The 23,927-nt window shown below is 51.5% G+C and carries 24 protein-coding genes; 13 read left to right on the forward strand and 11 right to left on the reverse strand.

The features are described 5' to 3' along the window. Nucleotides 1-56 precede the first annotated feature (56 nt). From CSQ88_RS07230 to napF, 7 genes are all read right to left on the reverse strand, one after another. Nucleotides 57-1,883, reverse strand: coding sequence for a type VI secretion system Vgr family protein (locus CSQ88_RS07230; RefSeq protein ID WP_099397434.1), 1,827 nt, complete (start codon nucleotides 1,881-1,883; stop codon nucleotides 57-59). Between the two features lie 282 nt (nucleotides 1,884-2,165). After that, nucleotides 2,166-3,548 carry a hypothetical protein gene (locus CSQ88_RS07235; RefSeq protein ID WP_180273572.1) on the reverse strand — a complete coding sequence of 461 codons (1,383 nt, stop codon included), beginning with the start codon at nucleotides 3,546-3,548 and terminating at the stop codon, nucleotides 2,166-2,168. A 337-nt stretch (nucleotides 3,549-3,885) separates the two neighbouring features. After that, entirely contained in the window at nucleotides 3,886-4,584 is a 699-nt protein-coding gene (locus CSQ88_RS07240) for a NapC/NirT family cytochrome c (RefSeq protein ID WP_099397436.1), read from the reverse strand. A gap of 12 nt (nucleotides 4,585-4,596) precedes the next feature. Further along, nucleotides 4,597-5,040: a nitrate reductase cytochrome c-type subunit gene (locus tag CSQ88_RS07245; RefSeq protein ID WP_099397437.1), complete on the reverse strand. Its 444-nt coding sequence runs from the start codon at nucleotides 5,038-5,040 to the stop codon at nucleotides 4,597-4,599. Nucleotides 5,041-5,128: 88 nt separating this feature from the next. Continuing rightward, complete coding sequence (napA, locus tag CSQ88_RS07250; RefSeq protein ID WP_099397438.1) at nucleotides 5,129-7,669, reverse strand: nitrate reductase catalytic subunit NapA; 2,541 nt, start codon at nucleotides 7,667-7,669, stop codon at nucleotides 5,129-5,131. Next, nucleotides 7,666-7,947 (reverse strand): chaperone NapD, encoded by a 282-nt coding sequence (locus CSQ88_RS07255; RefSeq protein ID WP_099397439.1) that lies wholly within the window; start codon nucleotides 7,945-7,947, stop codon nucleotides 7,666-7,668. Before CSQ88_RS07255 ends, napA begins: the two co-directional genes overlap by 4 nt. Further along, nucleotides 7,944-8,423, reverse strand: a complete 480-nt coding sequence (gene napF, locus CSQ88_RS07260; RefSeq protein ID WP_099397440.1) for a ferredoxin-type protein NapF — start codon at nucleotides 8,421-8,423, stop codon at nucleotides 7,944-7,946. The genes CSQ88_RS07255 and napF overlap by 4 nt, the downstream gene beginning before the upstream one ends. Before the next feature lie 337 nt (nucleotides 8,424-8,760). Here napF and CSQ88_RS07265 point away from each other — a divergent pair, with 337 nt between their 5' ends. From CSQ88_RS07265 to CSQ88_RS07275, 3 genes are all read left to right on the forward strand, one after another. Then, on the forward strand, nucleotides 8,761-10,605 hold the full coding sequence (locus tag CSQ88_RS07265; protein ID WP_180273573.1) for a HAMP domain-containing protein: 1,845 nt from the start codon (nucleotides 8,761-8,763) through the stop codon (nucleotides 10,603-10,605). 37 nt (nucleotides 10,606-10,642) lie between these two features. Continuing rightward, complete coding sequence (narL, locus tag CSQ88_RS07270; RefSeq protein ID WP_099397442.1) at nucleotides 10,643-11,296, forward strand: two-component system response regulator NarL; 654 nt, start codon at nucleotides 10,643-10,645, stop codon at nucleotides 11,294-11,296. A gap of 543 nt (nucleotides 11,297-11,839) precedes the next feature. Continuing rightward, nucleotides 11,840-12,394 (forward strand): hypothetical protein, encoded by a 555-nt coding sequence (locus CSQ88_RS07275; protein ID WP_099397443.1) that lies wholly within the window; start codon nucleotides 11,840-11,842, stop codon nucleotides 12,392-12,394. Between the two features lie 133 nt (nucleotides 12,395-12,527). Here the strand turns inward: CSQ88_RS07275 and CSQ88_RS07280 are convergent, their stop codons facing one another. Beyond that, complete coding sequence (locus CSQ88_RS07280; protein WP_143449444.1) at nucleotides 12,528-13,166, reverse strand: hypothetical protein; 639 nt, start codon at nucleotides 13,164-13,166, stop codon at nucleotides 12,528-12,530. Between the two features lie 93 nt (nucleotides 13,167-13,259). On the opposite strand from CSQ88_RS07280, the gene CSQ88_RS07285 reads away from it, so the two are divergent. Beyond that, the gene (locus CSQ88_RS07285; RefSeq protein WP_099397445.1) at nucleotides 13,260-13,961 is read left to right on the forward strand and encodes a hypothetical protein; all 702 of its coding nucleotides are present in this window, start codon (nucleotides 13,260-13,262) and stop codon (nucleotides 13,959-13,961) included. A gap of 151 nt (nucleotides 13,962-14,112) precedes the next feature. Here the strand turns inward: CSQ88_RS07285 and moaA are convergent, their stop codons facing one another. Beyond that, nucleotides 14,113-15,108 (reverse strand): GTP 3',8-cyclase MoaA, encoded by a 996-nt coding sequence (gene moaA, locus CSQ88_RS07290; RefSeq protein ID WP_099397446.1) that lies wholly within the window; start codon nucleotides 15,106-15,108, stop codon nucleotides 14,113-14,115. 414 nt (nucleotides 15,109-15,522) lie between these two features. Here moaA and ccmA point away from each other — a divergent pair, with 414 nt between their 5' ends. The 9 genes from ccmA to ccmI all read left to right on the forward strand — a co-directional run bounded on the left by ccmA (nucleotide 15,523) and on the right by ccmI (nucleotide 23,238). Beyond that, a complete protein-coding gene (gene ccmA / locus CSQ88_RS07295; protein WP_099397447.1) occupies nucleotides 15,523-16,152 on the forward strand; it encodes a cytochrome c biogenesis heme-transporting ATPase CcmA in 630 nt (209 codons plus the stop codon). Continuing rightward, nucleotides 16,149-16,823, forward strand: coding sequence for a heme exporter protein CcmB (gene ccmB / locus CSQ88_RS07300; RefSeq protein ID WP_099397448.1), 675 nt, complete (start codon nucleotides 16,149-16,151; stop codon nucleotides 16,821-16,823). Before ccmA ends, ccmB begins: the two co-directional genes overlap by 4 nt. A gap of 257 nt (nucleotides 16,824-17,080) precedes the next feature. After that, a complete protein-coding gene (gene ccmC / locus CSQ88_RS07305) occupies nucleotides 17,081-17,848 on the forward strand; it encodes a heme ABC transporter permease CcmC (protein WP_099397449.1) in 768 nt (255 codons plus the stop codon). Then, nucleotides 17,848-18,066, forward strand: coding sequence for a heme exporter protein CcmD (ccmD, locus tag CSQ88_RS07310; protein WP_218963029.1), 219 nt, complete (start codon nucleotides 17,848-17,850; stop codon nucleotides 18,064-18,066). Before ccmC ends, ccmD begins: the two co-directional genes overlap by 1 nt. Before the next feature lie 432 nt (nucleotides 18,067-18,498). Then, on the forward strand, nucleotides 18,499-18,948 hold the full coding sequence (gene ccmE / locus CSQ88_RS07315; RefSeq protein ID WP_099397450.1) for a cytochrome c maturation protein CcmE: 450 nt from the start codon (nucleotides 18,499-18,501) through the stop codon (nucleotides 18,946-18,948). Nucleotides 18,949-19,060: 112 nt separating this feature from the next. After that, nucleotides 19,061-21,037 carry a heme lyase CcmF/NrfE family subunit gene (locus CSQ88_RS07320; protein ID WP_099397451.1) on the forward strand — a complete coding sequence of 659 codons (1,977 nt, stop codon included), beginning with the start codon at nucleotides 19,061-19,063 and terminating at the stop codon, nucleotides 21,035-21,037. A gap of 217 nt (nucleotides 21,038-21,254) precedes the next feature. After that, the gene (locus tag CSQ88_RS07325; RefSeq protein WP_099397452.1) at nucleotides 21,255-21,773 is read left to right on the forward strand and encodes a DsbE family thiol:disulfide interchange protein; all 519 of its coding nucleotides are present in this window, start codon (nucleotides 21,255-21,257) and stop codon (nucleotides 21,771-21,773) included. A gap of 191 nt (nucleotides 21,774-21,964) precedes the next feature. Continuing rightward, nucleotides 21,965-22,399 (forward strand): cytochrome c-type biogenesis protein, encoded by a 435-nt coding sequence (locus CSQ88_RS07330; protein WP_099397496.1) that lies wholly within the window; start codon nucleotides 21,965-21,967, stop codon nucleotides 22,397-22,399. Beyond that, nucleotides 22,396-23,238: a c-type cytochrome biogenesis protein CcmI gene (gene ccmI, locus CSQ88_RS07335; protein WP_099397453.1), complete on the forward strand. Its 843-nt coding sequence runs from the start codon at nucleotides 22,396-22,398 to the stop codon at nucleotides 23,236-23,238. Before CSQ88_RS07330 ends, ccmI begins: the two co-directional genes overlap by 4 nt. 116 nt (nucleotides 23,239-23,354) lie before the next feature. Here ccmI and CSQ88_RS07340 read toward each other — a convergent pair whose 3' ends face one another. Beyond that, a complete protein-coding gene (locus tag CSQ88_RS07340) occupies nucleotides 23,355-23,639 on the reverse strand; it encodes a type II toxin-antitoxin system RelE/ParE family toxin (protein WP_099397454.1) in 285 nt (94 codons plus the stop codon). Continuing rightward, a complete protein-coding gene (locus CSQ88_RS07345; RefSeq protein WP_099397455.1) occupies nucleotides 23,629-23,868 on the reverse strand; it encodes a CopG family ribbon-helix-helix protein in 240 nt (79 codons plus the stop codon). Before CSQ88_RS07345 ends, CSQ88_RS07340 begins: the two co-directional genes overlap by 11 nt. Nucleotides 23,869-23,927: the final 59 nt, after the last annotated feature.

A 23,927-nucleotide genomic window follows, 5' to 3' on the forward strand; every position in this document is an offset into this window, starting at 1 on the left:
TCGGAACTGGAGCTGGCAAGATGAAGTGCAATTGAACCCCGACCGGGCTATTGAGCCTAAAACAAGCGAGGAATTACAGGTCGCTTAAATCGTAAAAACATCTCAACTATCTTGACAATTACCGGAGGCTCTCCCTTGCCGTCTGTTCTTGGGTGGATTAAGTAGCCAAGGTTGAGCTGAGTTTTGCCGTGCTCGCTGGATAGCTTGGTGCGGACTTCACCTTTTGTATCGTCAAACAGCAGCTCGCCATACTGGCCACCTTCATGTTCTTTGGTTTTGATGCCAGACAGCGTTTTATTGGCGGGCAGTGCGCCTGCGCCGCTAAAACTAGGCGTTGCATGTGAGCCGTTGTAGACCACACCAGTGACTACGGGGCGGTCGATGTCACCTTCTAAAAAGCTGACAGTCACCTCCTGACCCACCCTAGGGATGAACTGATGACCAAAGCCCGCGCCTGCTGATGGATAGGCAACACGAATCCAGCAAGAGGACTTGTCATCGAGGTTTGCACCAAACTCGGGGTGCTCTTGAACACGCTGCCAGTGGAGCTGAATTCTGATGCGCCCCAGCTCGTCGGTATGGACCTCCGATCCGGCAGGCCCCACTACCGTGGCAGTTTGCAGGCCAGGGCTGGTGGGCTTGGTAAATTCTTGCTCGCCCAGATGGCTAAGCACTGGCTGGCCACGTCTTTGGGCAGTGAAATCGGCTTGGTAAGGCGGCTTATCTTTGCCCGAAGTGGTAAGCAGGCCGGGTGCGACCATACCAAGTTGCCGGGTTAAATCAGCTGGTAAATTATTGTTTGCGGTGAATTTAAGCTCAGTGATAGCAAATTCGCGCTGCTCTGCGCTATCCCATTCGTGCGCGGGGTGATCTTCCAGGCGAAACCACTGCCCTGCCTGCAGACTGCGCAATGTGCCAGAGCCGGTAAACGATTTCTTTTGTCCGTCCAAAGCATCCTGACGCAGTTTGGCATCGTTGCTAAGCTGATCCGAATCACTGGCGTAATAATGCGTTTGCGGGTCGTAATATTCGAGGCTGGATTGTATTTGCTGCCCGCCATCGCCCTGATCAATGGCGCTGTCGCTTAAGCTGTGGCTGGTATTGGCGGCTTTGTAATCAAAGCTGGCAAGGGCCACCGAGCTGCTGCCAATTTGCCGCTGGGTATTCCACCCGGTGAGTGAATCGCTTTCTTCTGTGGCGTCCGCACGATGGAATCTCACCACCGGTTCTGCTGCTTCGGGCAGGCCAAAGGCATCGTCAAAGACAATAAGCTGAACCTGCGGTGCGTCTCCGGCCAAATGCTCAAAGCGCCATGCCAGGCCGCTTTCTTTCATTAAACGGCACAAAAAGGCGTAGTCATCTTCCCGGTATTGCAGGCAGTAAGAACGCGGCGGGTATTCAGCCGATAATTTGAAATCCAGCATTTGCACCGAGGCAAACACAGGGTTTTTGGCCTGATGCTCAGCCAAGACTTGTTTCACTATATCGGGGACAGATAAATCCTGGAATACGCGGGAAGTACGGCGGTATCTGAGCAGCGCGAATGGCGGCTCTGCAGTAATGGAATATTTAGCGAAGCCGCCATCCGAGCCTAAAAGCTGCGCCTGCGAGATCACGCCACAGCGCTCGATTGCATCGCCATTGGCATTGGCCACCGCCAGAACAACCGGCAGGCCAAGCAGCGATTTAAGCTCTAAGGCCGCATCGGATGAAAGGCAATCAATCTGATAACGATAAGCCTGATTAATCCCCTCGCTGCCTGTTACGCGCTGAGGTAAAAGCTGCTCGCCCCATGCTGCGCCATCGCCCAGTTGCAAAGAGATTAAACGCTGGTTTTGAGAAAAAGCGGCGGCAAATGAAGCAAGTAGCTGATCGGGGCCCACGGTAATTCCACTATTTTATCAATGCCGCAGATTACCCGATGATTTAGCGCCCCGTCACAATGATTACAAAAGCTTGTGATTATTAACAATATTTCATACTTTTATTGTAAGTATTAATACTTAGCCTTTGATTTTAAATCAAAATATATTCCCTTAATAAAAGAAAAATATTCCATTGTACTGAATATGCAAACTGGCTTTTAAATGCCGGGCCGCCGGATAAACAACAGAGAGGCCAGCAACATACCGGCCCCCTGCTCTTTAGAAAATAAATAAATCAGCTTATGAAATCACACTCAATTCCGGCCCCGGCTTAAGCCGGCCAAACACCGCCATCATCAATATGACGGCCGGAAAAGAAAAAATCAGCATGGCAGACACCAGGCCATATTGATTGGCGTAAAAACCTGGCGGCAAAGACATTAAAGCCAGAATCAGGGTAGTGCTTTGGTAAGAAAACACCGATGCAGCGCCAATCTCATCTTCTGAAAAATAAGTCAGCATGGTGGAATAAGACACCGCGAATAAAATATTCGAAAAAACATGGGCCAGAATCACCGCCAGAATAAGCAAAGGTAAATGGCGGGTATAAAACGCAAATAAATACATCAGAAAAAAACCCAGGCCCAGTAAAGATTTGCCCGGTGCAGAGTGAAATACGCGATCAACCATACTTTGGCTGGTCAGCAGCGGGCCAATCAACTGGCCAAGGCAGCGGGCAAAGAGCAGAATTAATACGGGATTAATGATCAGCCCCAGCACATTAAAATCATTAAACTCCATACCCTTTACCGGCAGCAGGGCCATGGCTGGTGCCGCAATCAAAGTCAGCATGGGCATGATCATTAAAATGGCTTTTTTATCTGGCCTCAGAGAGAAAAACCGCAGTTTCACAACCGTTTCCTGATCAATACGATCAAGCGCTGCATCCACAATTAAAGAGCGGGCATAGAGCAAGCACGCAAGCGATAATAAATAAGAGAGCGCATCAATTGCAAAATAGAGCAGGCTGCTGAGTAAAGGATAAAGTACCCCGCCGATACCCGTGCCCACAATGGCAATTGCAGAAAAAGTAATGGTTTCAATTCTGGCCAGATGCAAATAGTCTGCCTCGCCAAAGCCGCGTTTATTAATGAGGTGATAAGCAGATACCGCCAGCCCGGTACACAGCCCCGGCAGGGCTAATGCCATGCTGAGCATCTGCACATTAGCTGTTTCCAGCGCATAAAAAGGCAGCAATAAAGACAATGCACCGGCTATTTCTGCGGCAATCAGCACAGAAAAGGGCCTGTACCATTTGCCCAGATACTTGCCGATTTCAGAGCTGAATAGCGTGGGTACAACCGACATTGAAAAAGTAAGCGCAAAATCGGATGGATTTGCCGCCGTTTTAGATAAAGCCCCAAAGACCGCCACGGCGGTTAATCCGGAGCCAATACTGGTAATTAATATGGAAAAGGTAAACCACAGATACCAGCGGGAAGACATTAATAATTTAATCATCATCATTCCAATACGCAGCCGCCAGCATTGCCGCATCGGTGGGCAATGGCAAACGAGCAGGGATAAGACCCAAACAGCAGGAAGCCTCGGGCGCACGCCGTGCCTGAGCAATGCGATTGCCTGAGCGATCACAACGCGGCGGGCAGGCTTAGCTGCGCGCAACACGCGTCATGGCAATAGAAATCCTGCGGTTTGGATTGCAACAGATGGCCGCAAACGGCCCTGCCTGGTAAAGGCTAGTGGGGAGTCATCATGGATACATCAGCAGAGCAGGCTGCTGAGTAAGGGCTCGCACGGAACATTCGTGGATATCTTTTTATGGAATGAACAGTGAATTTATCAAAATGAAAGCATGCCGTAAACATATATCGGGCATATCTTAATAAAACACATGGTTTTGCAACTCAATCTTCCGCTTACGCAAAAAAACGGGCACCAGAAGATGCCCGTTTTTACAGACGGAACTCATGCCTTTAATTAAGAGTGCGGCGGGCTGCGCTTACTGCGTCCCTGCAATCTCTTCATCGCTGGCGTTTTCTGCCTTCACTGCGGGCTTAGGCGATGCGGGGTGCATTACTTCTTTGCTTACGCCCTTGCCATCTGGCCCTACGTTTTGATTAACGGCGGGCAGATGGTGGGCGATGCCTTTATGGCAATCGATACAAGTCATGCCTTCGGATAAGCCTTTTTGGTGGGCATTAGCCGAGCGGGTGTTTTGCTCCATATAGTCAAAATATTCGTAGTTATGGCAGTTGCGGCAGGCTTTGGAATCGTTGGCTTTCATCCTGTCCCACTCGTGCTGCGCCAGCTCGATACGCTTATCTAAGAATTTCTCACGCGTATCAATATAGCCAGTCAGCTTGCCCCACACTTCTTTGGAAGCCTCAAGTTTACGCCACATCTTTGGACCCCATTCATGCGGCACATGGCAATCCGGGCAGGTGGCACGCACGCCGGAGCGATTGGTGTAGTGCACGGTTTCCTGGTATTCCGGATACACATTGCTGGCCATTTCGTGGCAGCTTAAACAGAATTTTTCGGTATTGGTCATTTCCAGCGCGGTGTTAAAGCCGCCCCAAAAGATAATCCCCACAAAAAACGCCACAATCACGCCGATATAACCGATGCGGATGCTGCGCAGCTTTTGCATACGTGCACAAAGCCGTGCTTTGAATGAGGGCTTGCTTTCATCGCTCATTATTTGATCCTTTTACTTAACCATGCCGGTCGCAGGCTTAAAGGTATTGCCAACCAGAGGTTTGGCATCCGTTTGCGGCACATGGCACTGCTGGCAGAAATAACGGCGCGGTGAGATATTAGTCAGCTCAGTACCGCCACGGGTTTTAAAGTGGGTAATGGAAACCTTGGTCGCGCCGGTGTCCGCAGTGCGATCCCAGCTATGACAATCCAGGCACTTATTAAACTCTTTGGTGATCAGATAGCCCTTGGTGGTGTGCGGGATCAGCGGTGGCTGCTGCACAAACTGCCTTGGCAAAGGCTTGCGGTCTTTTTCCCAGCGATAGTTTTCAGATGGCGCGTCGCCTTTAACGGCCTCGCTGCCACGCAAGGATTTCATGGTTTCAGCCTGCGCCAGCGGGGCACAGGCTATACAGAAGCTCATTAATAGCGCCAGCATCGTCATTAATTTTTTCATTTTTTTCTCCTTTAGATCTGCATGGCGCACTGCGCCCGCCTGGCGGCCAAAACTGCCGCTCGCCGGGCTTAGCGTGCGCCCTTCAATATCAGGCCTTCACCACTTTCACCGCGCATTTTTTAAAGTCGGTTTGCTTGGATATCGGGCAAGTGGCATCCAGCGTCAGCTTATTCACCAGGCGGCCTTCGTCAAAGAAAGGGATAAAAATCAGCCCCATCGGTGGTTTATTACGGCCACGTGTTTCTAAGCGGGCTTGGATATCCCCGCGGCGGGATGAAACTTTCACCAGCATGCCGCGCTGTAAGCCACGTTTTTTGGCGTCGTTCGGGTTCATAAACACCATCGCCTCTGGCACGGCTTTATGCAGCTCCGGCACGCGGCGCGTCATGGTGCCGGTATGCCAGTGCTCCAGCACACGGCCAGTACAAAGCCACATATCAAAGTTGGCATCCGGCATTTCTGGCGGGGCTTGGTAAGGCAGGGCAATAATATTGGCGCGGCCATCTTTATTACCGTAGAAACGCACGCCCTCGCCTTTTTTCACGTAGCTGTCGTAGCCCTCGCGATAGCGCCATTTGGTTTCTTTGCCATTCACCACCGGCCAGCGCAAGCCGCGCACCTGGTGATACATATCAAAAGGCGCTAAATCGTGGCCGTGGCCGCGACCAAACTGGGCGTACTCTTCAAACAAGCCTTTCTGGATATAAAACCCGGCCAGCTTGGCTTCTACGTTTTCAAAGCCCTTGTATTGATCGGCCGCTTTAAATTTATCCACATTGCCGTTTACATACAGCACGTCGTACAGGGTTTTGCCTTTTACTGCGGGCTGTTTAGCGATTAAATCGGCAGGCCATACGTCTTCTACCTTAAAGCGCTTGGCAAACTGCATCAGCTGCCATAAATCTGATTTTGCCTCGCCCGGTGCGTCCACCTGCTGACGCCAAAGCTGGGTGCGGCGCTCGGCATTACCAAAGCCGCCTTCTTTTTCTACCCACATTGCCGTTGGCAAGACCAGATCGGCAGCCAGTGTGGATGCGGTTGGATAAGGATCAGAAACCACAATAAAGGTGTCTGGCCTGCGCCAGCCAGGATAGAGCTCTTCATTAATATTTGGGCCGGCCTGCATATTGTTATTACACATCTGCCAGTAGGCTTTCACCTTGCCGTCTTTAATCGCACGCGCCATCGCTACTGCGTGTAAGCCGATTTTGGCAGGGATGGTGCCATCAGGAATGCGCCAGATTTCTTCTGCGTGTTTGCGGTGCTCAGGATTTGTCACCACCATATCGGCAGGCAGGCGGTGAGCAAAGGTGCCCACTTCACGCGCCGTACCACAGGCCGAAGGCTGGCCTGTCAGAGAGAAGGGGCTATTGCCCGGCTCGGCGATTTTGCCGGTCAGCAAATGGATGTTGTAAATCATATTGTTCGCCCATGTGCCACGAGTGTGCTGATTAAAGCCCATGGTCCAGAACGAGGTGACTTTGATTTTTGGATCGGCATAAAGCTCAGCCAGCGCAATCAGGCGGTCTTCGGGAATACCGCAAAGCTTGCTGACTTTATCCACCGTGTAATCGGATACGAATTTGGAAAACTGCTCAAACGAGCCGTCTTTCATATCATTTGGATTGGTTTTGGGCTTGCCGTTGGCATCTGGGTAGCCATTGGCTTTGGCATTGACTTCCAAGGGGTGCTTAGGCCGTAATCCGTAGCCAATATCGGTTTCGCCAATTTTGAAATTACAGTGATCTTTTACAAATTTTTGATTTACGCGACCGGTTTTGATGATGTGGTGGCAAATAAAATTCATCATTGCCAGATCGGTTTGCGGGGTAAACACCAAGCCATAGCCAATATCGGCCAGCTCAAAAGAGCGGTGCTCATAAGTCGATAACACAGCGACTTTTACTTTGGGGTTAGATAAACGCCTGTCGGTAATCCGGCTCCATAAAATGGGGTGCATTTCGGCCATATTCGAGCCCCACAGCACAAAGGCATCAGCCACTTCAATATCGTCGTAACAGCCCATAGGCTCATCCATACCAAAGGTACGCATAAAGCCGGTTACCGCGCTGGCCATACAGTGGCGTGCATTTGGGTCGATATTATTTGATCTGAAACCTGCCTTCATCAGCTTGGATGCGGCGTAGCCCTCGTAAATGGTCCACTGGCCAGAGCCAAACATCGCTACTGATTCTGGCCCGCTGGTTTTAATCGCATCTTTCCATTTGAGCTCCATAATGGCAAAGGCTTCATCCCAGCTTACGGGAGTGAATTCACCATCTTTGTGATATTGGCCGTTTTTCTTACGCAGCAAGGGCTGGGTTAAGCGGTCTTCGCCATACATAATTTTGGAAAGGAAATACCCTTTCACGCAATTTAAACCCCGGTTTACTTCTGCATCAGGATCGCCTTGTGTGGCCACTACACGGCCATTTTGGGTGCCCACGAGTACCGCACAGCCCGTACCGCAGAACCGACAGGGTGCTTTATCCCAGCGAATGGCGCTATTGCCATCGCCCGCCGTGGCCGGCATAGGCTTAGGCGCAGCGCCAGCCAGCGGGATGCCCGCACTGGCTACCGCAGCAGCTACGGCAGAAATTTTAATAAACTCACGGCGGTCCAGGCTCATGATAAGCGCTCCTCAGATTTTTTTGATTTCACAGATGGGGGTGGTGGCATTTCTTCGTCGCAATATTCATAAGCCAGCGTGGCCGATGCGATATGGGGAATATCCTGAATTTGTTTGAGCAGATCAGAGGATCGGACACCGGGCACATCCTCGATAGTGATAATCAGCCGCCCTTCGTGCTCAAGGTGTAACTCCACCCCTGGCACGGCAAGGACTGCAGCTTTAACGTCTTCCATATGATCGGGAACGGCCCGGATCACCATGCTGAAAATATTCATGCGATCAACTCCAACAAACGAATGCTGTTACTTGGGCAGGATGAAACACAGGCACCACAACCGGTGCATTGCTCAGCATTAACAAGGGGATGGGCCACTTTACCAACGGCCAGCTGAAAACGAATCGCCTGCTCATCGCAGACTTCACCGCAAATCCGGCATTCAACACCGCGATCGGCTAGGCAGCTGGTATTGATTTCTGCGTAAATTTTCCAGGGCGGGCTGATGCTTTGATCAAGCGCCAAAGGTGTACAGGCGCGTACGCAATCGCCGCAAAAAGTGCATTCGGCCTTAGCAAAATCCACCACAGGAAAACCACCCTCACCTGTTTTGATAATTTGCTGCGGGCACGCCCGTATGCAGTCGCCACAATGCGTGCAGCGATCAGCAAAAAACGCGCTTGCCCAGGGGGGGCGCGGCGCGGTTGGCGTTTGCGGGCGGCGGCCAAAAAGTAAATTACGGCGGGAAGGGTCCACTGCGGCAATTCATCCGGATCAGTAAGTTTTTAAGACTAGGCTGCGGCTGAAATACATACAATGCCTCTTTAGAGGTGTAAGGCGTAGTACCCCGCCCGCCACCTACCCCCTAAGGGGTAATCTCAAAAAATCAAAGGCTTGAACTGCATTGAAAGCGCATGGCGAAATGCAGGCAATTAGGCTATGTTTTGCTACCTTGCCTTGTGCCAGCCCTTACCTGGCGGCATTTCAGGCAGCAACCCCAAAAAAACAAGGCCGGCAAGCTGCATGTCTTTCAAGCATTAAAATGAGGCGCCTGCCGCAGGTCAGCAGAAATGGAAATTTGGAGGTAGTGTGTATGCGTATTGGGGATTTTTTCCGCCAGGCGTCGATTTTGCAGTTTATTGCCCGAGCCTTATTACTGATGGTTTTGCCCGCGTTTCTGGCTTTCTTTATGAGCTGGAGCACCGTCGTGCGCTCTACTGGTGAAGGCGCGGCGATTAATCTGGCGGGCTCCTTACGTAAGCAGGTGTATTTAATTGTGGCCACCCACCAATCACCACCCGCCCCGGTACCCGGCAGCCGCCCCCTGCTGCAAGAGGTGGTCGATGAGTTTGAGCAGCGCCTTTACCACCCCATTCTGCTGAATAACCTGCCCAATCAGGCGGATGATCCGGTACGCACCCACTACAACCGCATGGAAATGACCTGGCGTACCGAAGTCAAAAAAGACTTATCCCAGCTCAACAGCCAGCCCGATGGCAGCCTGCTGCCCAGAGCCATTCGCTTTGTCTCTTTAATTGATGCCTATGTAGAGGCGATTGAGGCCAGGCACGAAGCGCGGCTGATCTGGCTGGGGCGCATCCAATGGATTAGTCTGGGCATTATGCTGATTGTGCTGATGGGCACTTTGCGCTGGCTTTCACAGCGCGTTACCCGGCCGCTGATCGCCATGGCCCATGCCGCCAGCAAAGTAAAAGATGGTGATTTAAGTGTGCGGGCGCCTGAAGACGGCGCAGGTGAAATCACCCAGCTTGGCCAGGCCATTAACCATATGGTGGCCGAACTGGCGCGCGGCATTGGCGAGCTGGAATCACGGGTCAGCGAAAAAACCAAGGCCTTATCGCAAAACCAGCGCAGCCTGGAGCTGCTCTACCGTATTAAACAGCGCCTATCTGATCAGGAGCCTGATCAGACCACCTTTGATCAGGTATTAAGCGATTTGGGCAGCGTGATCGGGTTGGAGCACGCCGCCATCTGCATCACCGAAACCGAACAAGCCCCGCTGGCTTTTCGCCTTGCCGTGATCGCAAACAAACCCAGCGAGCATTGCGATCAAAAAGACTGTGCCAGCTGCAGCGAAGCCACAGGCACGCCCGCACAATCCAGCGATTTCCCTGTTTTTCAGCTGACTGACGGGCGAAAAAACTACGGCATTATGCCGATCCAGCTAAAACCCATGCAAAAGCTGGCCGACTGGCAGCAGCAATTACTGGAAGCCGTGGCGCGGCAAATTGGCACGGCGCTGGCCAATGCCAAACGCACGCAGGCACTGCACCGCCTGGCGCTGCATGAAGAGCGATCGGTAATTGCGCGCGAGCTGCATGATTCTTTAGCGCAATCTTTATCTTATTTAAAAATCCAGGTGGTGCGCCTGCAAACCGAATTTCCCGAAGCGGCCCGCAGCGCCACAGCAGAAGCCGTGCTCACAGAATTACGCCAAGGCTTAAATGATGCTTACCGCCAGCTGCGCGAGCTACTCAACACTTTTCGCCTGCAAATGCACGAGCGCGGGCTGGCCGAAGCGCTGGAGCAAACCGTGCAGGAATTCTCTGAGCGGGCAGCGCATCCGGTGATACTGGACAATCAGCTGATGGGGGTTGAGCTGAGCGCCCATGAAGAAATCCACATCCTGCAAATAGTGCGTGAAGCGCTCGCCAATATTGAGCGCCACGCCCATGCGCAGCACGCATGGGTGACGCTGACCTGGCTGAACCACACCATTTTAGTCACCATCAGAGACGACGGTCTGGGCATCAAAGACCACCCGGATAAAAAACAGCACTATGGCTTAGGCATTATGCGCGACCGCGCCCATAGCCTGCACGGAGAGCTGGGCATCGCCCGCCAGCTTCCCAGTGGCACCCTGGTCTCCTTACAATTCACGCCGAATACCCCTGTGGCAAAAGGCAACTCACAATGATCCCCCGATATGCCGCAGCGGCAAAAGGAAGTGCAATATGAGCGACAGATATACCGTTGTGGTCATCGATGATCACCCCCTGTTTCGCAAAGGCGTGATTCAGCTTTTAGCCTTAGACAGCCGGTTTAATATCGTTGGCGAAGCCGCCAGCGGCGCGGAGGGACTGCTTGTGGTGGAAGCCAATAATCCGGATCTGGTCATTCTGGATTTAAACATGAAAGAGATGGATGGCATTGCCACCTTGCGTGCCATTAAAGAGCTGGATCTGGATTCACGGGTGGTGATGCTCACCGTATCTGATCAATCATCCGATCTGGTTGCAGCCGTGCGGGCAGGTGCCGATGGCTATTTGCTCAAAGATATGGAGCCGGAGGAAATCATAGCCAGCCTTGCCGAGGCACTGGATGGCCAGATGGCGATCCCGGAGCGCCTTGGCCGCGTCCTTGCCTTAGCAATGCGTGAAGACGACGGCAGCGAGCGCAATGCCATGATGGCATCTCTCACCGAGCGGGAGCGGGAAATCCTGGGCTGCCTCGCCAATGGGCTGTCGAATAAATTAGTCGGCAGAGAGCTGGGTATTGCGGAAGGCACAGTAAAAGTACACGTCAAAAGCCTGCTCAGAAAACTAAACTTCCGCTCGCGGCTGGAAGCGGCGATTTGGGCTGTGGAGCAAGGGATAAAGCTGGGGTAGCGATTGAATCACATGACGTCAAATGAATCGCCGCGCGATACACGGATTGGCTGCATTTTTCATCATTTGCAGCAGCATTTCATGCTGTCCGCAAAAGCAGCCCATTAAATACCTCGCGCATCGATTGGATGTCGTTGACGGAAAATACCCTTTGTGTGAGTGAATTAGCCGGAGTAATGGCATACACAAAGGATTCTGCCGGAGGCGGGAGCGAGAGTCAGTTAAGGAGGTTTAGAAAAGCCCACCGAACTGGCTTTCTTAGGGGGGGATGAGCAAAGGGCTGTGTAATAGGCTAATAAAATATAAGCGTCTAGATCGTTGCCGGACCGAGTTGGCCATTTTTATTCGGCTTATATTGAAAGTGACTCAAATGAGCAAAGGCAGCACGGATATGGTGACAATCTCCGCTCAATCGGGAGTGGCTTATTGGCAGAAATACTTCAGGCTGCGCCCAGCAAGGCACTTCAAGGGGCTAAGCGTTTTTATACGCCATATATGGTGGTTTTTCAGCCATTTTAGGGTGTCTACATATTGTTAGGTGCCATGGAAAAAATAAACCAAGTTCTTGAATATGATATTCCATATCGAATGCATGCAGTTCATTCATTGCCAGCTTCATTGAGAATCATTGGTCGTTATAATACTGATGAAATAATGGATATTGTCATTTCTAATATGTCAATCCTCGTAGGAAATCTCAATAATTATACCAATCCATCTATTGAGTCTGGCGTTATTCATGGTCGTGCACTACTAGAATTTCTGGGCCTGGGTGAGCATTCTGGGCGGCTTGTATGTTCCAAGAAACGGCGGCCAAGTGACATTGGAATAGAGAGCTTTGGGTTGCAGAAAGTAACGCCGGAAGCGGCTTTAGAATTATGTAGCGCCAAGTTTTCTGGCGTTAATGAGGACGCATTTGTTACTCTCATTCATCTGGCAAATAAGGGAATTGCGCATACAACATCTTCTCTTGTAATACCAAAGGATCAAGCCTCACAATTAACAATTGCCGCAGAGTGCATTATTTTTCTAATGCAAAATTGTTTATACAGTGGGTTGGGCAAAGAACAAATTAAGTTTAAGTTTGCAAAGCTATAAAAGCACGGTAGGTTGGGCTAGTGACTTATCAGCCCAACATTCTTAGGCATATTGAAATGTTGGGCTGATACAGCTTTAGCCCAACCTACGGTAAGCTCAACGTGGGTTGATAAACCTAACCCACCCTACGGGACTACATTTTTTCAATAAAAAAATCACCATCAGCCACTCCTGTGATAATTCTTGGAGGCGAGCCATCTTTTAAAACTTCAACTACCCACACCCCATTAAATTCAGGTGTTTTAATAAATACGGCATGACATTCAATAAGGCCAAAAACATCGTGAATGATACTGGGGATTTCTGTAACAAAAGAAGGAAAGTTTTTATCCACACTCCATGGATTATCTGCATGGAGGTATTTACCAATTCGGTCATACGTTGACGCAAAACGTTTCTTGGTTAAATAACCCGTGGTCTTACGGTCAAAATGGAAACTTCCATTCTGTTGATGGGTCGCAGATAATAAAGGATATGGATAAAAATCTTCATTGATCTTTCCAAGAGCTTGAAGAATTTTCCCCGCGTGATAATCCTTTTTATAGTCCGTCCGCATATCAGCTGAAGCGCGAAATAACTCATACTCTTTCTTGTTTGGTGCAATCGATGAAAATGCTATGTACTCCAAAGCTTTACGCAACTGAAGAATCGCAGATTCAGCATCTACAATTTGTTGAGTGATTGCGTATTCTTCAAGATACCTATTCGTTGCCCGAAGGCGCAAAGCAGCCTCACTAAGCATATGAAGGTTTATTGACTGTATTTCAGACATCTCGCAAACCTCTAAAAAAATATAAACAGCAGGTTGGGCTAGTGACTTATCAGCCCAACCTACCGAGCTACCTAGATGAGGATTTGATTAAAAATGAAACATGATCTAATCCCCGGAGGGGCAAGCACATATGTACTAAAGTTTAGGATGGATTTATCAATATATGTAGAGGAAAACGATGGCGAATTCCCTCCAGCAATGTTTGCCTCACGTATAAAACTTGAGGAATGGACAAGTAAGAATAATTTCTCAATCAAAAAAGTAGGAAAGAAAAACAGCCGGAACTATTTATTAATGAAAAATGAATATTTAAGCATCGACTTTCTCTGGGTAAGAGCATCTTTTATATCATACAGAGCTCTTTTTAAGCGGTATGTAGTTGACACTAATATCTATGAAAAGCCAACAAGCACACCAGACGAGTCATATCACAAATTTATAAGTAACTTCAAATTTGCACTGCCTTTTATTCATGCAGATCATGTAATCAACCAAGCTCGACTCAAAAAAAACCATCCCGATGCATGGGTTATGCTTTTCCCTACTTCAAGTGCAGCAAACTCTAGCTTTGGTTCAAAAGTCGAGAAAACCCTAGCGGATATCCCAGAAAATATTGATAAATATTTCATAGATCCAATATTGCTGTTGCAATTATATTGCACAGGCTTATCCCCAAAAAACGAGGTTGATTTACAGAGAAGCATAGATATTATTAAAGGGCATTTCCTCAATAGGCTTCACAATGAAATCGATAAAAATATCCGAGCAGCTTATATAAGCTTTATCGCCCAATAAGCCCTACAGGGATAGGTGTCCCTTAGAAACTGGCAAACTACACGCCAATATTCTGCCGATACGTTTCCTGCGGCGCTCTGTGTACTCGTTTTACTCTGTGGTTCGAGATTTAACATTGTGTGCAAAAAATTCAACCATTACTAAAGAAACATCAACCTCCCGTTTGTGACATAAAGCGGATGATTTTGCCGGGTTGTTCTTTAAACTCGTGGCGTTCTGGTTTTAGTTCGATGGCGGATTTGAGCGCGGCTAAGAGCTCTTCATCGCTTGCGCCGCCCCGCAGCAGCGGTGCAAATTCAAATTTTTCTTCTTGCCCCAGGCACATATATAAAGTGCCATCCACGGCCAGCCTGACCCGATTACAGGTGGCACAGAAGTGTTGCGAGATCGGCGTAATAAAGCCAACCCGCCCACTGCCGTCGCTAGTTTGCCAGTAACGCGCAGGCCCGCCGCCCAGCTCGGCCACTTCTGGAATCAGGCCAAACTCTGCAACCAGCTGCTCGCGCACGGGGTTTAAATCTAAATACTGCGCATTGCGGCCAGTGCTGCCCATGGGCATGGCTTCGATCAGGCGCAAAATAAAATCATTCTCAAGGCAAAACGCCACCATGCGCTTGATTTCATGCTCGTTCACACCGCGCATCGCCACCATATTCAGCTTAATCGGATCAAAGCCAGCGGCCTTGCCCGCCATAATCCCAGCCATAATGGCGTCGAAACTATCGCGGCCGGTAATCGTATTAATACAGCCTTTATCCAGCGAATCAAGGCTGACATTGATACGTTTCACGCCTGCGGCTTTTAGCGCTACGGCGTGTTTGACCAGTTGCGTTGCATTAGTAGAGAGCGATAAATCTTCTACCCCCGGAAGCGCAGATAATCTGGCCGCCAGCTCAGGCAAGTTATGCCGCAGCAAAGGCTCGCCCCCGGTCAGGCGCACGCGCGAAACCCCTGCTTGGGCAAAGATGCCCACCAAGCGAGTCATTTCATCAAAGCTCAGCCAGTTTGCAGGCTCTTCATAGCCATTAAAGCCTTTAGGCAGGCAGTAATTACAGCGCAAATCACAGCGATCCGTTACCGATAAACGCAGGTAGCGTATGGCGCGGCCAAAGCGATCTTGTAAGGGAGCAATCGGTGAGGCAAACATCAGGCTTCCTTAAATCGGAGGAGAAAGCAGCTTTCAATGAAGCTCATCATTAGTCGCACTATATGGCGATTTATGACAGCTCAACAACGTATATTCTGACAATCTGCAGCAGGGAATTTATTGCAGATGACTACGCAGGCACAAAAACGTGCCCCCACCCTGCCCATATATACCACCCTTAAGCATTCCCAAATCGTCACCTCCCACTATAACGCCAAGCCTGTGAATTAGCCTGTTGCATTTAGGACTACCTCTTCTGAGATAGGCCCAAATACCTGTCAGCAAAAAGCGCTACATCCCTATACTAGGGTCTGTTGGCGTTTCATTTACCAATGCGCTGAGCCGGAAAACTTGCCAGGCAAAAAAACCATCGATGTCTAAGCTGCTTTTTCCAACTTGACTGACTACTGACCCATGCTTTCTGTATCCAGACTTTCAGCAGCGCGCGCTGATCGCCCCCTTTTTACCGACCTGTCTTTTGCCCTGAATGCGGGGCAATGCCTGCACCTGCGCGGCGCGAACGGTGCGGGTAAAACGAGCTTGCTTAAAATGCTGGCGGGGCTGAGCACGGCGCAGGATGGCGAAATCACCTGGCAAGGCAAAGCATTGGCGGCTTGGGGCGATGATTACTACAAAGCACTGCATTATCTGGGCCACAAAGATGGCTTAAAAGATTTACTCAGCCCGCTGGCTAATTTACGCCTGACGGCGGAGCTGTCAGGGCAGGCCTTAAGCGAAGCCTCTGCACTTAAAACACTGACCCAAGTCGGGCTGACCCGCCAGAGCGAGCTGGCTGTCCGCACCCTTTCGCAAGGGCAAAAAAAACGCGCTGCGCTGGCAAGGCTATTAGCGATCAGCCGCCCGCTCTGGCTGCTGGACGAGCCTTTTGTGGCGCTCGATCAGGCGGCACAAAATCAGTTGGGTGAGTGGATAGCCCAGCATACCCGCAGCGGCGGCATGGTTATTCTGACCTCGCACCAAGCCCTGCCTGATGCCATTCAAAACATCATTGAACTGAATTTAAGCCAGGGTGGCGCAGCATGAGCAGCGCGCACTTCTTTTTAGCAATTGTTCGCCGTGATTTATTACTGGCCTGGCAGCAGCGCGGCGATTTGCTGGTGGGCGTGGTGTTTTTTGTTTTGGTCGCCTGCCTGTTTCCACTCGCCATCGGCCCCGAGCCTAAGCTGCTGGCCCGCATCGGCCCCGGCGTGCTGTGGGTGGCGGTGATCCTCGCCAATCTGCTGGCCCTGCCACGGCTTTTTAATAACGACTGGCAAGATGGCAGCTTAGAGCAACTATTAATCGCCCCTGCCCCCGCCAGCGTGATGGTGGCAGGCAAGCTGACCGCTCACTGGCTGACTACCGGCATCCCGCTCACCTTAATCGCGCCGCTTTTAGGCATTCAATACGGGCTGGAAAGCGACACCCTGCTGATGCTGATGGCAAGCTTACTGCTCGGCACGCCTACACTCAGTGCATTAGGCAGCATAGGCGCAGCGCTGACTTTGGGCGTACGTCAGGGAGAAATGTTATTGGCGCTCTTGGTTTTGCCGCTTTATGCACCGGTGCTGATTTTTGGCAGCGGTGCGGTGGCTGCGGTGGCTGGCGGCTTATCTGGCATGGCCGAGTTATCCTTGCTCGCCGCCATTCTTTGCGGAACGCTGTTTTTTGCACCCTGGCTGGCGGCGATGGCGGTGAGATTGGCGGTTGAATAGCCAGGCTTAATACTTGATGTTACACAACGAAAACCCAAATTTTGAACCACAAAACACACAGAGTTTCACAGAGAAAAACAAAGTTTGAATGAAGCTATTTTGCAAGGGTCCGGCGGGACGCCCGCACCAAAAACAACGTGCCGAAAGCACTAAAAAGAAGATCGCTGAATAACATCAGTTAATACTATGAAAAACGGACTAAAAGCTGATGCGCTATAGGCCAGGTGAAACCCACACAAGAAACATTCAGGGAAACAATGAAACCAAGCCATAACGGCCCGCGCTGGCTGAATTTATTTTCTTTTGCCTCCCCCATGCAGTTTTACCCGCTGGCAGGAAGGCTGATCCCGCTATTTATGGCTTTAGCAGCCGTGCTTTGCGCAGCGGGGCTGTGGCTGGGCTTTGCTATTGCCCCTGGTGATGCTCAGCAGGGTGAAGGCTATCGGATTATTTTTTTGCATGTGCCCACCAGCTGGATGGCGATGTTTATTTACATCGTGATGGCATTTTGGTCGGTAATGCATCTGGTTCTGCGCACCCGCTTATCAGCCATGATGGCGCAAGCCTTGGCCCCGACTGGTGCGCTGATGGCGTTTTTATCGCTTTTCACAGGCGCGCTCTGGGGCAAGCCGATGTGGGGCACCTGGTGGGTGTGGGATGCCCGGCTCACCTCGATGCTGCTGCTGTTTTTTCTGTACCTGGGCTTCATCGCCCTTACCCGCAGCATTGATGAGCCAGATCGCGCCGACAAGGCCGGCTCGGTATTAGCCATCGTCGGCGTATTCAATGTGCCTGTGATTTATTTCTCGGTTAAATGGTGGAACACCCTGCACCAGGGCGCGTCTATCTCGATGGAGAACGGCAGCCGCATGGCCAGCACCATGCTGATTGCCATGCTGGTGATGTCGCTGGCGGCATGGATGTACAGCATCGCCACCTGCTTATCCCGCGTTCGCACGCTGATTTTGCAACGCGAAAGCCGCACCCGCTGGGTAAAAGAGCGCATCGCACAGGGAGAAAAATAATGTTCTCAACAATCTACTGGGCCAGCTTCAGCGATTTTATTCATATGGGCGGCTATGGCCTTTACGTATGGGGCTCTTTCATTGCCTGTGTTTTGGGGCTAGGTATGGAGTGGCTATTGATCAGGCAACAACGTAAGCAAGTGATTCAGCATTTAAGAAGGATGGCTTTGGCACAAGAGATGGAGGATGAGGAATATGAGCATTCATCACTATTGTAGGGCGGGTAAAACCCCATATGCGCTAACCAAATTGTTTTTTCATTAGCAAACAGCGAAAAAGCATAACAACCACGCTCTTTGCACAGGGCTTTTAAAGTCCCCTTGAAACACGCCGGAGCGAGGAACAAGCGGGGCGGGGTTTCGGCCAGGGAGCGAGGAACGAGCCAATCCCGCCTGCCGCCGACTCGATTGTCCGCAGCGCAGGGGCTTTCGTGTTTCGTGGGGTCGCCTTCTTTGCTTACTTTCTTGGCGAAGCAAGAAAGTGAGGCCCACGCGGGGGATTCCCGCACCTAAACACTGTGCCGAAGGCACTAAAAAGGTCTTTTTGACTTTGGTTAGCACTTACAGGGCAAAACCCGCGAGCGATACTGAAAAATACGCGGGTTTCACCCGTATTACAAAAACCCATTAAGAATCATCAAGGAGAAACCCATGTCCCCCAGACGTAAACGTATTTTTTGGATTGTGGGTGCTTTAATCACGCTGGCTTTGGTCACTTTTTTTGTAGTGAATGCCTTTCGCCAAAACCTGGTGTTTTTCTACTCGCCTACGCAAATTATCAATGGTGAAGCGCCGCATGGCAGGGCTTTCAGGCTGGGCGGGATGGTGGTGGATAAAAGTCTGATCCGCGCAAGCGACGGCATCAGCATTCGCTTTACTGTAACCGACACAGATAAAAATATCCCGGTGCAATTTCGCGGATTGCTGCCGGATTTATTTAAAGAAGGCAAAGGCATAGTGGCCGAAGGGAGCTGGGAAAACGGCATCTTCACCGCCACCGAAGTGCTCGCCAAACACGACGAAAACTACATGCCCCCCGAAGCGCAAGATGCGGTAAACAAAGCGCATCAGAAAGCGGCAGCAAACAAACCCAAACCTTGAACCACGGAGTTTCACGGAGAAACCAAGTCAGTATTCGCTTTCTATGTGAAACGTAGTGCTCTCTGTGATGCAAGGTTTTGGTTTTAAAAGCCATCTAATTTCAGGAAAAACAATGATTGGTGAACTCGGTACTTTCACGCTGATTCTGGCGCTACTGGTGGCGCTGGTGCAGGGCACGCTGGGGATTTGGGGCGGGGCTAGACAGTGGCTGCCCGCTATGCGCATCGCAAGACCTGCGGCGCTATTGCAATTAGCGCTCACCGCCAGTGCCTTTGCGCTGCTGGCCACGGCTTTTTTGCAAGACGATTTTTCGATTCGCTATGTAGCGCGGCAATCCAATAGTTTGCTGCCGGTCTGGTTTAAATTTGCCGCTGTTTGGGGCGGACACGAAGGCTCGCTGCTACTGTGGGTGCTCATGCTCTCTGGCTGGGGCGCTGCGGTGGCCGTGTTTGCACGCAACCTGCCACTCTCGGTGCAATCTTTGGTGAGCGGCGTATTGGCGTGGGTAGGCAGTGGCCTGTATCTGTTTATTTTACTGACTTCCAGCCCCTTTATTCGCCAGCTTCCCGCGCCCAGCGACGGTGCAGATTTAAACCCGCTATTGCAAGATTTGGGGCTCATCCTTCATCCACCACTTCTTTATATGGGTTATGTCGGCTTTTCTGTGGCCTTCGCCTTTGCCGTGGCCGCGCTGATTTCTGGCCGGCTGGATGCCAGTTGGGCGCGCTGGAGCCGCCCCTGGACTGCCGCCGCATGGGTGTCGCTCACGCTGGGCATTATGCTGGGCAGCGCTTGGGCTTATTACGAATTGGGCTGGGGCGGCTGGTGGTTTTGGGATCCGGTTGAAAACGCTTCCTTTATGCCCTGGCTGGCCGGAACGGCGCTGATTCACTCGCTGGCGGTGGCCGAAAAACGCAATGCTTTTAAACACTGGACGGTATTGCTGGCCATTGGCACCTTCTCGCTCTCTCTTTTAGGCACGTTTTTAGTGCGATCTGGCGTACTGACTTCGGTACACGCCTTTGCCACCGATCCGGCGCGCGGCTTATTTATTTTGATTTTCCTCTGCGTGGTGATCGGCGCATCGCTGGCGCTGTATGCCTGGCGCGCGCCCTTGCTGGAGGGCGGCGGCGCGTTCAACTGGTGCTCTCGCGAAGCACTGCTGCTTGCCAATAATGTGATTTTAGTGGTCGCCTGTGCCACGGTTTTCCTTGGCACGCTTTACCCGCTGCTGATTGACGCACTCGGCCAGGGCAAGCTCTCTGTCGGCCCGCCTTATTTCAACAGCGTGTTTATTCCACTGATGATGCCCGCCCTGCTGCTGATGGGCTTAAGCGGCAGCGTGCGCTGGAAAAACCAGGATGGCCACGGCCTGTGGCTGGCTTATTACGGCCCGATGATTATGGCGATTGTGGGTGGCATCTTGCTGCCACTCTGTTGGGGGCAATGGAAATGGGGCGTGGCCGCCGCTTTAATCGTCGCACTTTGGGTGGCAATCACCTCAGTGCGTGACTGGAGTCGCCGTTTAATCAGCAACCGCCGTAATGGCAACACATGGTGGCAAGCGCTATGCAATGTGCCTGCGGCTTTTTCTGGCATGCATATCGCCCACTTTGGCATTGCAGTATTTGTAGCGGGCGTCACCGTGGTATCGAGCTACGAGCACGAAGATGACTTACGCATGGCCTTTGGCGACACGCACAATATTGCGGGCTACACCCTCAGCTTTGACGCTGTGAAATCAACCCGCGCCAGCAATTACGCCGCGCTCACAGGGCAACTGACACTCAGCCAAAACGGCAAGGCCATCAGTGTGATGCAGCCTGAAAAGCGCCAGTATTTCTCCAGCCAAATGCCCATGACCGAAGCGGCAATTCACCATACGGCGATCAAAGATATCTATGTATCCCTCGGCGAGCCGCTGGGCGACAACCCATTTACCGGCGACTGGCTGGTGCGCGTGCATTACAAACCGCTGGTTGGCTGGATCTGGTACGGCTGCATATTAATGGCCCTGGGCGGAGCCATCGCCTTGTCCGACCGCCGCTATCGCCAGAAGCGTTTAGCTAAAAAGCACACAGACGAATAAACCCTAAATTCCGCAGACACTGAGCTAAACGAGGACTCGGAGAACACGGAGAAAAAGATTCAAATACACACAAACTCAACGTTGCTCAAGGCATTGGTTTTCTCCGTGTAACTCCGTGTTCTCTGCGCCCTCCGTGGTTCAAGACTTGGGTTTTTCAACATTGTGTTCTCCCCGTTCTCTGTGTCTGCAGACCTTTTATGCAGCTTAGGAAGTTTTAATGAAACGCTTTGCTCCTTTAATTATTTTTGCTGCACTGGCATTGCTACTGGCGGCGGGTTTGACGCTTAATCCGCGTGAAATTCCTTCCGTGCTGATCGGCAAGCCTGCGCCGCAATTTAAGCTTGATCGCCTGGATGCCACAGGGCAGTTTTCGCCTGCCAGCCTCAGGGGCCAGGCATGGCTGCTCAATGTGTGGGCCTCTTGGTGCAGCGCCTGCATACAGGAGCACCCGGTGCTCAACCAAATTGCCTCAGAGCACAAAGTCACCCTCGTTGGCCTGGCTTATAAAGACTTGGATAAGGACGCCAAAGAATGGCTGCAAAGCCGTGGCAATCCTTACAACATCGTGGTGGCGGACAGGGATGGCCGGGTGGGCATTGATTACGGTGTATACGGCGTGCCAGAGACTTTTGTGATCGATAAAAACGGCAATATTGCTTACAAACACATCGGCGCAGTCACCCCCGATATCTTTAAAAACATCCTGCTGCCTGAGCTGCAAAAGGCACGATCATGAATAACCACCGCTTATTGGCATATTTTAAAACACAAAATATTAAAACCCAGGTCCTGAACCACTTCGGCCTCAGAGAACACGGAGGTACACAACCTTGGCGTTCTCCGTGGCTCTCCGTGCCCTTCTTTTCCTCCGTGGTGCAAGGTTTGGGTTTTAGCACTCTGGCTATATGTGGATTATGGTTTGCACTGATGCTACAGCCCGCAGCGGCCAAGGTAGCTGCGCCTGCTGCCAGCGATGTGGCTGCGAATGCGCGTTTGCTTGAGCTATCTACAGAACTGCGCTGCCTTGTTTGCCAAAATGAAAGCCTAGCCAGCTCGCGTGCGCCGCTGGCCGAAGACCTGCGCCGCGAAGTACGAGAGCGCATTGCCGCTGGCGACAGCAACCCGCAAATCATCCGCCACCTCACCGATCGCTACGGTGACTTTGTCACTTACCGCCCGCCATTCAAGGCCAGAACGCTGCTTTTATGGCTGTTACCACCACTACTGCTCTTAATTGGTTTGTTTCTGTTACTGCTGCAAATCCGCCGCCGAAAGGCTGCCCCCGGCGAGGTCAATCCAGCCCGGCTGGCAGCTTTGCGAGCAGAGTTTGATGGCACCAACAATGGCAAGGACACGCAATGAACGCATCGCACTTTGGCTTATTTACCCTGATCTGCGCACTGATGGTGGTGATCACGCTGGCCGCGCTGATCTGGCCGCTGCTCAAAGGCCGCTCGCAAGCGGGAGATATACGCCGCGCACGCTATGCCCTGCACGACACCATTTTGGCTGAACTGGATGAAGACTTACGCTATGGCCGTTTAAGCCAGAGCGACCACGCCATCGCCCGCATCGAGGCCGAAAGTCGCCTGATTAATGAAGTGGGCAGCGCCAGCCCAACGCTAAACGAGCACTCTGCGCGAGGTTTAGTTATTGCTCTATTGCTGCTACTACCTTTAGCCGCAGGTGGCCTGTATTTCAAGCTGGGCACGCCCACCGCGCTCGACCCAAGCACGCGCCAGCGCCCCAATATAGGCCCAAATGAAATCGCCGCCATGGTCAAAAAGCTTGAAGCACGGATGGTTTTAGAACCGAACGATCAAAAAGGCTGGCTAATGCTGGCACGCAGCTACCGGTCGCAAGCCCGCTACGCGGAAGCGATCAGCGCTTACGAAAAAGCATGGCCTGCCATTGAAAAAGACGCAGGAGAAATCGCTCGTTTTGCAGGCGTACTCGCCATCGAGCAAAAGAGCTTCAAAGGCCGTCCAACCGAGCTGCTCGTCAAATCGCTATCCGTCAACGCCAGCGAGCCCGATGCCCTGATGCTGGCCGGCAGCGCCGCTGTCGAACGTGGAGACAAAGCCGCAGCCAAAGAGTGGTGGAATAAACTACTGATTTTGCTGGAAGTTGGCTCTGAGGATGAGCAATGGCTGAAAGAAGAAATCCGCTTATTGGATAAGCCTAAGGATGCGGTGAAATAGCTCTGTTCCGCATCACAACCCAAATCTTGAACCACAGAGGGCACGGAGGACACAGCATTTCACGGAGAAAAACAAAAAATGAACCGCGAGTATGGAGGCAGGATCGCTGACCTACCCTACCAGCTAAGCGGCGGCTTGCGGCGAGTGTGAAATACCCTGAGTACATGCAGTTCATTACCCACTACGCGATAGGGCACCAGCAAGGGGTATCGATCGATGATTAGCTCACGGGTACTGGGTACGCGCCCCGGCCTACCCGACGCTGGAAAATGAGCTAAGTCTTCAACTTTGGCTTTCACATAGGCAAACATCTCGGCTGCGGCCCGTGGGTTTTCCTGTGCGATATATTCTGCCTCGGCATCCAGATTAGCGATCGCCTTGCGCAGCCACCTAAGCCGCATGGCGTTGCCATTTTTCGCTCAATGCAGCCACTTCATCATCACTTGCAAAATCCCCCGCATCGGCCTCATGCAGCGCAGCTTTAATTTCCTTGATCTGCCAAGCTTCCTGTTCGACAAATGCTCGGATAGCTTGCCCAGCCAGATAAGATTTACTACGCCCGGTCGACACCGCCAGCGCTTCCAGCTGCTGGCTTAACTCATCCGGCAAACGCATCGACATCATGCTCATGATTAAGCTCCATGTATTGCAATGTTTTCATTGTAATACATCAGCAAGCCATCACCAAT

It is taken from the genome of Iodobacter sp. BJB302, assembly GCF_002735645.1.
Lineage (GTDB): Bacteria > Pseudomonadota > Gammaproteobacteria > Burkholderiales > Chitinibacteraceae > Iodobacter.